The sequence below is a fragment of the uncultured Anaerovibrio sp. genome (genome assembly GCF_947302755.1).
Classification (GTDB): Bacteria; Bacillota; Negativicutes; order Selenomonadales; family Selenomonadaceae; genus Anaerovibrio.
In genome coordinates this window covers 1-10843 of record NZ_CAMYWM010000086.1, presented here as the reverse complement: position 1 = coordinate 10843, position 10843 = coordinate 1, and the positions used below count along the sequence as shown (strand labels likewise).

Here is a 10843-nt window from a genome sequence, read left to right as displayed (position 1 = left end):
CAAGGCCGCCCAAGGGAATTGGGTAGTGAATTGCGGGCTGAATTATAGCTTCTAAGATGTGTAAGGAAAAAAGACGAAGACCATTGGCCTTCGTCTTTTTTTGGATGAAAGGGGACACCTCATCCACCGTCTGCGACGGTTCCCCGACGCGTAGCTAGTCCTGAAAGGGCGACGCGAAGCTAGTCCTTTAGGGCTCTCCCAGAGGGAGGCAAGATATATTGTGGGAAATGATATTACTTGTTTCATGAAGTTTTCAAAATATGATACTATTATTAGTACAGTGAGACTGAGGCCTTATCATGGTTAACAGGTGCTTTTTTGGATGATAATGAGGTGATATATATGCGGGTTTTGTTGGCAGAGGATGATATGAAGCTGGGGAAGCTCACCCAGTATATGCTGGAGCAGGATGGTATCAACACGGATTGGGTTACTACCGGTGATATGATATACGAATGCGCCATGTATGATGATTATGATGTGCTGATTTTGGACTGGATGATGCCTAAGGAAACGGGGGTGGATGCCTGTCGCCGCCTGCGGGCTGAGGGGTATCAGAAGGCCATACTGCTGCTTACTGCCCGGGATGCGGTGGAGGACCGGGTGACTGGTCTGGATGCCGGGGCCGATGACTATCTGGTGAAGCCCTTTGAATTCTCCGAGCTGATGGCCCGCCTTAGAGCATTAAGCCGCCGCAGCAGTCAGAAAATTCAGCAGGATGTGGTGGAGCTGGGGGGCTTTACCCTGGACCGTACCTCCAAGCTCCTTCTAAAGGGGGATCAGGAAATACAGCTGTCACCACGGGAATTCCAGATTTTTGATTTGTTGGTGCAGAATATTGGTATCGTGGTGCCACGGGAGATTATCCTTGACCGTATTTGGGGGATTGAGTCTGATGTAAGCTCCAACAATATTGATTCCTATGTGAAGCTTATCCGTAAAAAGCTGGATACGGCCGATTGTAAGATTGTAATCAGTACGATTAGAGGTGTTGGTTATAAACTGGAAACAAAATAGGTTTAAGATTGGCGGCCTGTTTTCCCGCAGCCGCATGCGGCTTACCATTGCCTATTCCTTGCTGATGTTTGGGCTTTTTATAATTATCATTTTTTTGGCCCATCAGACCATGGAATGGGCCGTTACCTCCGAGCAGGCCAGGGAGCTGTCGGAAACGGTGCGGGCCGTTTCGGAGACGGAGTCCACCATGATCCGTAACGGAGTCTATATTGGTAATGATGACCTGGGCAAGCGGGAGCGAATGTTTTTTTATACCTATGATAAAAGCGGTAAGCTGCAAAATTTTTCCCGGGCACCGGAACGTATAGAGGATGATGTATTGGAGGTCATAAAAAATGGGGATGTGCCGGTAAATGATGTGGCCATATATGTTCAGAAGCAGGATGAGGACAAGCCAAAGGTGTTGATGATGACCGCCTGTGATGTCCGGCTGGTTACCGGCGAGAAAATAGGTATGGTGTACCTGGGAAAGGATGTATCGGCACTGTATAAGGGCATTAAAAAGGCAACCTATTTTTATGGCGGGATTTCCTTTATTGCCTTATTGACTGCTATCATGCTGGGCCATGTAGTTTCGGGGCGCGTGGTGGCCAATATGCAGCAGGCCTACATTAAACAGCGTCAGTTTGCGGCGGATGCTTCCCACGAGCTGAGGACGCCCTTAAGCGTTATTATGGCTTCGGCAGACCTTCTGGGGAATGATAAATCCATCCAGTCCCCCTTCCTGAAGCAGGTTGTTCAGGATATGAAGGATGAGGTAAAGAAAATGTCCAATTTGGTAGGCTCCCTGTTGCAGCTTGCCCGGTCGGACAACAATGCGGAGTCCCTGGATATAACGGAGTTTAATATTATAGGTACCATGGAGCAGCTGGGCCGGAAAATGCAGCCCTTGGCGGAAAAGAAGCATATTACCCTGAAGGTCAATGGCTCCGGTGAGGTTATGTACAGGGGGGATGAACAAAAAATTCAGCAGCTGATGCTTATTCTGGTGGACAATGCTATAAAATACACTCCTGAGGGTGGCAGTGTAACCCTGTCCTATGATGGTAAACGATTGAGCAATTTAGGCGGTATTCATTTCTCGGTGAAGGATACCGGCATTGGTATAGCCAAGGAGGATGTGGACAAGCTCTTTGAACGGTTCTTCCGGGTTGATAAGGCCCGTTCCCGGTCCATGGGAGGAAACGGCCTGGGCCTGGCCATAGCCAAGACCATAGTGGATGCCCATCATGGCCGCATCGGCGTGGAAAGTGAATTGGGTAAGGGAACCACCTTTAAGGTTACGGTAAAAAATATGTAGGATATGTGCAGCCGACCACCGCAATGGTCGGCTTTGCTGTACATTCAAGGAGTTTCCTTCAAATAAGCTGCTCAATAATCGATAATCAATAATCAATAACCGCACTTGATTTGTGTGGTATTTTTTTGATCAAAAAGTCAAAAAGTCGAAAATATTTATTGACTTTTTGACTAATTAGTTTATAATAGCATTAGAAATAAGTGATGAATTACCATTGGGAGGGATCTTTATGGAACAGGAAAAATACACCCAACGCGTTTTAAATACTCTGCAAAGTGCCCAGCAAAATGCGGCCCTGCATTATCATCAGGAGATTAGCTCGCTCCATGTGCTGTTGGCTTTGGCCCAGGAGCCTGAGGGGTTATTGGGTACCATTTTTCAGGATTTGAATGTGGATATTCGTATGCTGCAGGCCAGTGTTGAAGCAGCTCTAAAGAAGATACCAAGCGTCAAGGGCCAGGATCGGCTCACCATGAGTATTGAGTTGGGGCGGGTTATGGCCAAGTCAGAGCAGCTGTCTCAGCAGATGGGGGATTCCTATATCAGTACGGAGCATTTGCTGCTGGCTATCTGTGAGGATGGCGGAGAGGAAGCTCGGGATATTTGTAAGAGCTTTGGCATTACCAAGAGCAAGGTGGAAGGCTCCATTAAGAAAAATCGCAAGCAAAATGTTAATTCCTCCAATCCGGAGGACAGCTATCAGGCATTGGAAAAATATGGCCGTGATTTAACCCAGGTAGCCCGTCAGGGCAAGCTGGACCCGGTAATTGGCCGTGACGAGGAAATCCGTAGAACCATTGAGATTTTGTCCCGTCGGACCAAAAACAATCCTGTGCTTATCGGTGAGCCGGGTGTTGGTAAAACGGCTATTGTGGAGGGGCTGGCCCGCCGTATTGTGGCCGGTGATGTGCCGGAGTCATTAAAGAGCAAGACTCTGTATTCCTTGGATATGGGAGCCCTGATTGCGGGGGCCAAGTATCGTGGCGAATTTGAGGAGAGGTTAAAGGCTGTATTAAATGAAGTGGTAAAGTCTGATGGCCAAATTCTTCTCTTTATTGATGAGGTGCATACTGTAGTGGGGGCCGGTGCCTCTGAGGGCTCCATGGATGCCGGTAATTTATTGAAGCCAATGATGGCCCGTGGGGAGCTTAGATGTATTGGTGCCACTACCTTAAATGAATACCGTAAGTACATTGAAAAGGACAGTGCCCTGGAGCGGCGCTTCCAGCCGGTTATGGTAGGGGAGCCAAGTGTGGAGGATACTATTTCCATCCTCCGTGGCCTGAAGGAGCGGTATGAGGTTCATCACGGTGTACGAATCCGTGATGCGGCCCTGGTTTCCGCGGCGGTTCTTTCAGACAGATATATTTCCGACCGGTTCCTGCCGGATAAGGCCATTGATTTGGTGGATGAGGCTGCGGCCAAGCTCCGTACTGAAATTGAATCCATGCCGGCTCCGTTGGACGAGGTGCGGCGGAAGATTTTACAGCTGGAGATTGAGGAGCAGGCCCTGCAAAAGGAAACGGATGCAGCCGGCAAGGACAAGCTGGCCGCTATTCAGCAGGAAAAGGCCCAATTGAAGGAGGAGCAGGAGGCCCTGCAGGAGGAATGGGATGCGGAGCATCAGGCCATTTTGCGTATCCGTGGCATCAAGAAGGAAATTGATGGTGTGCGGAGCCAGATGGAAGCCGCTGAACGGGATTATGATTTGAGCCGATTAAGTGAGCTGAAATATGGCAAGCTGCCGGAGCTGGAGAAGAAGCTTCAGGATGAGGAAGCGGCTATAGCCGCCAAGGCCGGTGAGGACCAGCTGTTGAAAGAGGAGGTTGGTGAAGAGGATATTGCCAAGGTGGTAAGCCGTTGGACCGGTATTCCTGTTACCAAGATGATGACGGGAGAGCGGGAAAAGCTCCTGCACCTGGAGGATAATCTCCATGAACGGGTAATTGGCCAGGATGAGGCGGTAACGGTGGTCAGCGAGGCTATACTGCGGGCCCGGGCCGGCATCAAGGCCCCGGAGCGGCCTATAGGCTCCTTTATTTTCCTTGGTCCTACCGGTGTGGGTAAAACGGAGCTGGCCAAGACCTTGGCTGAGTCCCTCTTTGACTCGGAGCGCAGCATGATTCGGATCGATATGAGTGAGTACATGGAGAAGCATTCCGTGGCCCGGTTGATTGGTGCGCCTCCAGGCTATGTGGGCTATGAGGAGGGGGGCCAGCTTACCGAGGCGGTACGCCGTCAGCCATATAGCGTAATTTTGCTGGATGAAATCGAGAAGGCCCATCGGGATGTATTTAACGTATTACTCCAGATATTGGATGATGGTCGACTTACCGACGGCAAGGGCCGGGTGGTCAATTTCAAGAATACGGTTATCATCATGACCTCCAACCTGGGCTCCCATGAGATTTTGAACAAGGATTATGAGGAAGCAGAAAAGGCGGTACGGGATATCCTGAAGGATTACTTCCGCCCTGAGTTCCTGAACCGGGTAGATGATATCGTGGTATTCAAGGCCCTGGCCAAGGAGCAGGTAAAGGATATTGCCAACCTGATGCTGAAGAATCTCAACCAGCGGGTAAGCAAGCAGGTAAAGGTTACCCTTAGCTGGGATGAGGCCGTACTGCAATATCTGGCCGATGAAGGCTATGAGCCAAACTTCGGTGCCCGCCCACTTCGCCGCCTGCTGACCCACGTGGTAGAGACGGATCTGTCCAAGGCCATTATCCGTGGCGATGTGGCTGAGGGTGATAATGTGGCCATGACCATGCAGGAGGGCAGGATTGCCTTTAATAAGGCTTAAAAGAATCATTGTATTTGTGCTTTAGTGTACGCCGCCCAAATGGGCGGCTTTTTCTTTTGCTGTGTTAAAAAGGAATTGCAGTAAGTATTTAAAGGAAAAGCTGGAATATCCTGATACCAAGGGCTATTCCGCACGTAACCTCAAGTATATGGCCAAATTCGCTGCACTTTTTCCAGAAAAAGAAATTGTGCAAGAGGTGCTTGCACAATTATCATGGTACCATGTTGTTACCCTAATTAATCAGGTAAAAAGTACCATCAATAGAAGACATTAAGAACCGCATAGGAAAGTAAATAAAGTAAAATAAACACAAGTGGACATTTGCAGAGGACAAAGACTTTACAGATGTCCATAATTTTTGAAAAAGTCTTGAAAAACCCATAAGGCTGTGATATATTTAACGGGTAAGTGAATACATGAATGTGTTGATGAGGAGTATTAGCATTAGGGAGTCTTATAGAGAGCTGCCGGTTGGTGTGAGACAGCAGACGAGCTTTTGTGAACTGGCCTTTGAACAGCCAGCTGAATTCATACCTGTGGTTATGATAGTAGGTGGTGCCGGTGCTGACCGTTATATCAGGGGATTGCAGCCGCTTGTGGGGTTGTAGTCGGTGAGTGTGTGCTTTTTAGTGCAAAATTGAGTGGTACCACGAAAGGTAGTCTTTCGTCTCTTTGGGAGATGAAGGGCTTTTTATTTTGGAGATATTAGAAGGGGAGAAACACAATGAAGAATTATACCAAGTATTCCAAGGGTTATTATATGCCGCCAAAGCCGGATATGAGCTGGATGTACAAGGAGCATCCGGAGAAGGCACCTAAATGGTGCTCCGTGGACCTGCGGGATGGCAATCAGGCCCTGATTATCCCTATGAGTCTGGATGAAAAGATTGAGTTCTTCAAAATGCTGGTGGAGGTGGGCTTTAAGGAAATTGAGGTGGGCTTCCCGGCAGCCTCCGAGACGGAGTACACCTTCCTGCGTAAACTGGTGGAGGATAATCTCATTCCTGATGATGTTACGGTTCAGGTACTGACCCAGGCCCGGGAGCATATTATCAAGAAGACCTTTGAGGCCCTGGAGGGGGTAAAGAATGCCATTGTCCACGTGTATAATTCCACCTCAGTGGCCCAGCGTCAGCAGGTATTTCGCATGTCCAAGGAGGAAATCAAGCAGATAGCCATTGATGGGGCCCAGCTGTTGAAAAAATTGACCGAGGAGGCCGGGGCCAATTACCGGTTTGAGTATTCCCCTGAAAGCTTTACCGGTACCGAGCCGGAATATGCCCTGGAGGTATGCAATGCGGTCCTGGATGTATGGCAGCCAACGCCGGACCACAAGGCCATTATTAACATTCCGGTAACAGTGGAAATGTCCATGCCTCATGTTTACGCCATGCAGGTGGCCTATATTTCCCAAAATCTCAAATACCGTGATGCAGTGGAGCTGTCTCTTCACCCCCATAATGACCGGGGCTGTGGCGTAGCTGATACGGAGCTGGGGCTTTTGGCCGGGGCAGACCGGGTTGAGGGTACACTATTTGGCAACGGTGAGCGGACCGGCAATGTGGATATTGTAACCCTTGCCATGAATATGTTTGTTTTGGGCGTGGATCCGGAGCTGGATTTCACCGATATGCCAAAGCTGGTGGATCTCTACGAAAAGGTTACCCGCATGCAGGTGCCGCCTCGTCAGCCCTATGCCGGGGCTCTGGTATTTGCTGCCTTCTCCGGCTCCCATCAGGATGCTATTGCCAAGGGCATGAAGTGGCGGGATGAAAAGGATCCTGACCATTGGACCACCCCATATCTGCCTATTGACCCCCACGATGTGGGCCGGGAGTACGACGGAGATGTTATCCGTATCAACAGCCAGTCCGGCAAGGGCGGCGTGGCCTTTATTATGGAGCAGAAATACGGCATTACCATGCCCAAGAAGATGCGGGAGGATTTCGGCTATTGCGTAAAGAATGTATCTGACCACAAGCACAAGGAGCTTATGCCGGATGAAATTTATCAGATTTTCCACGACAATTATGTGAATGTGGAAAGCCCGTATAAGCTCATTGATTTTACCCTGCGCAAGGATATAGATGGCAGCCGCTCCGGTATTGTGGATTTGGAAATTGATGGCAAAATGGTTACCTTTAGTGCAAAGGGTAATGGCCGATTGGATGCGGTATCCAATGCTATTCAGGAAAATACGGATATCAGATATACAGACCTGACCTACAGTGAGCATGCATTGGAAATAGGTGCCAATTCCCGGGCTATGGCCTATATTGGAATAACGGGCACCGACGGGAAAATGACCTGGGGGGCCGGAATGGATACGGATATTATCACAGCCTCCATAATGGCCTTGTTCAGCGCAATAAATCGGATGAAGGCTGGAAAATAAATAGATATTACTGAGATGAGGGCAAGTATCTATAGCACTGTTTTGTCGCTAAAACTATTGTTTTGCTTTTAATCAGTCATTGAGAAAAATCCAAACTCGCTTCGCTCAGACAGTGGATGTTTTCTCAATGTGTAAGTATGCAAAAAATAGTTTTTTGACGCTCCAAAACTTATAGCTATATCTACTTGCCCTCATCATTTATTATTCAATATAATTATTCATGTGCTATTTTATCTCAATAAACTGGATGGAAAAAAGGAATAATTGCTATAGCCGTTGTCACATTTTTGTGTGTAATTCATGTAGAAGTTTTTTAGGAGGAACTATACTTATGAGAGCTGTTGTTACCCGTGTTAATTCTGCTTCAGTGGAAATTGATGGTAAAATTCATGGAGCTATAGATAAGGGCTTTTTGGTGCTGTTGGGGGTGGGACCTGATGATACTCAGGCGGATGCTGAAATTTTGGCGGAAAAAATCTGTAATTGCCGTATTTTTACAGATGAGAATGATAAGATGAATCTAAATCTGGAGGCTGTGGGCGGCAGCCTTCTGGTGGTTTCCCAATTCACCCTATTTGCCGATGTACGGAAACGCCGTCCCAGCTTTTCAGGGGCAGGCAAGCCGGATATAGCCATACCCCTTTATGAGAAATTTATGTCTGTGTGCCGTGAGAAGGGCTTTAAAGTGGAGCATGGGGAATTTGGGGCCATGATGAAGGTCAATTCGGAAAATGACGGACCGGTAACTTTACTGTTTGATACAGTGGAGTGGCGTAAATAATGGACAAAATGATGGTGTAAGGTTGGGCCTTCCTTGACACTATTTGCATATTTCAGTAAAATAAAATGGTATGGCTGGATAGTATACTCCAGTCAGAATAAATGATAATTAATGCTTTAGAAGGCTTAAAATTTAGTAGGGAGGTGTGTTATTATCATTGAAATAGTTGGAGCAGCTGTTGTTGCCCTGGCATTGGGCGGCTTTGGCGGATATATGATGCGCAAGCAGACGGCGGAGCAGCAGATTGGTTCTGCCGAGGAGGAAGCAAAGCGCATCGTTCGTGATGCTGAGGAAAAGGGAGAGGCAGCAAAGAAAATGAAGCTTCTTGAGGCAAAGGAGGATGTTCACCGTCTTCGCCAGGAGCTTGATAAGGATACTCGGGAGCGTCGTTCCGAGATTCAGCGCCATGAGCGCCGTATTGTTCAGAAGGAAGAAAATCTTGACCGCAAAATAGATGCTCTGGAAAAGAAGGAGGAGAACCTTTCTTCCAGAGAGGCCAAGCTGGAAAAGAGCCAGGCTGAAATTATGGAGCTGCATGAAAAGCAGAAGGAAGAGCTGGAGCGTATTTCCGGTCTTTCTCCTGAAGAGGCCAAAAACATGCTGTTGGCTGAGGTTGAGGACGAGCTGAAGCATGAAAAGGCCATTATGATCAAGGAATATGAGCAGCAGACCAAGGATGAGGCTGAGAAGAAGGCAAGAAATATTATTTCCCTGGCCATTCAGCGTTGCGCTGCCGATCATGTGGCTGAGACTACAGTTTCTGTGGTGGCTTTGCCAAATGACGAAATGAAGGGCCGTATCATCGGTCGTGAGGGCCGTAACATCCGGGCTCTTGAAACCATGACCGGTATTGACCTGATTATTGATGATACTCCGGAGGCCGTTATTCTTTCCGGTTTTGATCCGGTTCGCCGGGAGGTGGCCCGTATCGCTTTGGAGAAGCTTATTACCGATGGCCGTATTCATCCCGCCAGAATTGAGGAAATGGTTGAGAAGGCCCGCCGGGAGGTGGAGCAGCGTATTAAGGAAGCTGGTGAACAGGCTACCTTCGATACCGGGGTTCATGGTCTGCACCCTGAGATGATTAAGCTGTTGGGCCGTTTAAGATACCGTACCAGCTATGGTCAGAATGTGTTGAATCATTCGGTGGAGGTTTCCCACTTGGCCGGTATGATGGCCGCCGAGCTGGGCGTAGATGTTATGCTGGCCAAGCGGGCCGGTCTTATCCATGATATTGGTAAGTCCATTGATAACGAGGTGGAGGGTACTCACGTTACTATTGGTGCTGATATCGCCAAGAAGTACAGAGAGTCCAAGAATGTTATTAATGCCATTGCCGCTCATCATGGCGACGAGGAGCCTATGACTGTTGAGGCCGTTCTGGTGGCAGCAGCGGATGCTGTGTCTGCAGCCCGTCCTGGTGCCCGCCGTGAAAGCCTGGAGACCTATCTGAAGCGTCTTACCCGTCTTGAGGAAATCGCTGAGTCCTTCAATGGTGTTGAGCGTTGCTTCGCCATTCAGGCTGGCCGCGAAATCCGCGTAATGGTTAAGCCAGATAAGGTTGATGATGTGGAGGCAGTTGCCCTTGCCCATGATATCGTTAAGAAGATTGAGGCTGAGCTGGAATATCCAGGCCAGATCAAGGCAACCATCATCCGCGAAACCCGGGTAGTGGATTACGCAAAATAATTAAAAAATGGAATTTTAAAACCGGTGTGGTTCATCAAGAAATGATGGACTACACCGGTTTTTTTGCTCTCTCATAATGCCATGGCAACGATATGGTTTAAATATATGCCCGCATTGCGTGTATAAGTCAAAACAATAATCTGACTATTAGCATTTATATTCTGTGGCTGTTGCATTTTATCAATGCGACAGCCACTTTTTCGTGGTAAAAAAGATATGATTATAATATAATAGTTGCAGAATAATGATAGAATTGTGATAGGTGGTGGCGATGATGTTAATAAAACCTTCAACAGCCTTACGAAATGATTATGGGAAAATATCCATGATGGCTCGTGAGAGTCAGGAGCCGATTTATATAACTAAAAATGGCGAGGGCGATGGTGTATTTATGAGTATAGAGGCATTTGAACGCAGGGAAGCTATACTCAATATGCGGGAAAAGGTAATGTTGGCTGAGCAGGAACGAATAAGCGGAGCTAAAACTATGTCAGTAGCTGAGGCTAGGGAAAAATTGCAGGAGCGGTTTAATGAACTATGAAGTAAAAATATTGCCGCGGGCATGGGAAGACCTTGCGCGTATAATGGATTGGTACAGGTTGTCTTTTTCTAAGGAATCGTCATTGAAAGTGACTGGCAATATATTAAAGGCTGTTTCAAGATTGGAAAAATTTCCAGAGTCTGGTACTATGACGCCGGATGATTGGTTAAATCAGCGTGGCTATCGTATGGTTATTGCAGATAAACATGCTGCAATATATCGATTTATCAATGAGGCAATTTATGTATATCATATTTTTGATATGCGGCAAAATTATCCGGAAATTTTCCGAGGATTGGAGGAGAAATAACGAGCTT

At 47.7% G+C, this 10843-nt stretch carries 9 protein-coding genes and 1 other annotated feature; all 9 genes read left to right on the top strand.

Translation table 11 applies throughout. The annotated features are described in order from the left end of the window. Positions 1-342: 342 nt before the first annotated feature. The 9 genes from Q0Y54_RS08875 (at position 343) to Q0Y54_RS08840 (ending at position 10836) form a co-directional block, all read left to right on the top strand. A complete protein-coding gene (locus Q0Y54_RS08875) occupies positions 343-1017 on the top strand; it encodes a response regulator transcription factor (RefSeq protein ID WP_297966467.1) in 675 nt (224 codons plus the stop codon). Further along, positions 989-2317, top strand: a complete 1329-nt coding sequence (locus Q0Y54_RS08870; protein ID WP_297966462.1) for a cell wall metabolism sensor histidine kinase WalK — start codon at positions 989-991, stop codon at positions 2315-2317. The genes Q0Y54_RS08875 and Q0Y54_RS08870 overlap by 29 nt, the downstream gene beginning before the upstream one ends. A 229-nt stretch (positions 2318-2546) precedes the next feature. Next, the gene (clpB, locus tag Q0Y54_RS08865) at positions 2547-5120 is read left to right on the top strand and encodes an ATP-dependent chaperone ClpB (protein WP_297966457.1); all 2574 of its coding nucleotides are present in this window, start codon (positions 2547-2549) and stop codon (positions 5118-5120) included. A gap of 61 nt (positions 5121-5181) precedes the next feature. Beyond that, complete coding sequence (locus Q0Y54_RS12655) at positions 5182-5394, top strand: DUF1016 N-terminal domain-containing protein (RefSeq protein WP_366072555.1); 213 nt, start codon at positions 5182-5184, stop codon at positions 5392-5394. A 142-nt stretch (positions 5395-5536) separates the two neighbouring features. Beyond that, positions 5537-5795, top strand: a binding site (T-box leader). 49 nt (positions 5796-5844) lie between these two features. Then, on the top strand, positions 5845-7515 hold the full coding sequence (locus Q0Y54_RS08860) for a 2-isopropylmalate synthase (protein ID WP_297966454.1): 1671 nt from the start codon (positions 5845-5847) through the stop codon (positions 7513-7515). A gap of 331 nt (positions 7516-7846) precedes the next feature. Further along, positions 7847-8296, top strand: a complete 450-nt coding sequence (gene dtd / locus Q0Y54_RS08855) for a D-aminoacyl-tRNA deacylase (RefSeq protein WP_297966452.1) — start codon at positions 7847-7849, stop codon at positions 8294-8296. A gap of 153 nt (positions 8297-8449) precedes the next feature. Beyond that, positions 8450-9985 (top strand): ribonuclease Y, encoded by a 1536-nt coding sequence (gene rny, locus Q0Y54_RS08850; protein ID WP_297966472.1) that lies wholly within the window; start codon positions 8450-8452, stop codon positions 9983-9985. Positions 9986-10256: 271 nt separating this feature from the next. After that, the gene (locus Q0Y54_RS08845) at positions 10257-10526 is read left to right on the top strand and encodes a type II toxin-antitoxin system Phd/YefM family antitoxin (RefSeq protein ID WP_297966449.1); all 270 of its coding nucleotides are present in this window, start codon (positions 10257-10259) and stop codon (positions 10524-10526) included. After that, positions 10516-10836 carry a type II toxin-antitoxin system RelE/ParE family toxin gene (locus Q0Y54_RS08840; RefSeq protein WP_297966446.1) on the top strand — a complete coding sequence of 107 codons (321 nt, stop codon included), beginning with the start codon at positions 10516-10518 and terminating at the stop codon, positions 10834-10836. Before Q0Y54_RS08845 ends, Q0Y54_RS08840 begins: the two co-directional genes overlap by 11 nt. Positions 10837-10843: the final 7 nt, after the last annotated feature.